At 45.8% G+C, this 613-nt stretch carries 1 protein-coding gene; it reads right to left on the bottom strand.

The genetic code is table 11. The features are described 5' to 3' along the window. Positions 1–613, bottom strand: a 613-nt coding sequence (locus tag HT734_RS03350) for an Ig-like domain-containing protein (protein ID WP_240151607.1), incomplete at both ends; no start/stop codon positions are given.

Below are 613 nucleotides of genomic sequence, written 5' to 3' on the forward strand. Positions count from 1 at the left end.
GCTTGGTTCTGATACATTTCCTGCTGGATCTGTTGCTTTCGCTGTTACGTCTCCTGCTGGAAGCTCTTTCGTTGGTGTGATTGTAGCTTTTCCGTTTTCGTCCGCTACGCCTTCACCAAGCTTGTGACCATCTTTGTCGAACAACTCAACCTTAGATCCTGGTTCTGCTGTCACTTCAACTGGTGTCTTAGTTCCTGCTTTATCTGTTAGATCTGTCTTAACTTCTGGTTTAGCTGGAGCTTTTGTATCCTTAGTTGCGGTTGCTGGAACACTTGGTTCTGATACATTGCCTGCTGGATCTGTTGCTTTCGCTGTTACGTCTCCTGCTGGAAGCTCTTTCGTTGGTGTGATTGTAGCTTTTCCGTTTTCGTCCGCTACGCCTTCACCAAGCTTGTTACCGTCTTTGTCGAACAACTCAACTTTAGATCCTGGTTCTGCTGTCACTTCAACTGGTGTCTTAGTTCCTGCTTTATCTGTTAGATCTGTTTTGATTTCTGGTTTAGCTGGAGCTTTTGTATCTGCTGTTGCTTTTTCTGGTGTGCTTGGCTCTGATACATTGCCTGCTGGATCTGTTGCTTTCGCTGTTACGTCTCCTGCTGGAAGCTCTTTCGTT

This window comes from Streptococcus sp. k-90 (assembly GCF_013277565.1).
In the GTDB taxonomy this organism is placed as follows: Bacteria; Bacillota; Bacilli; order Lactobacillales; family Streptococcaceae; genus Streptococcus.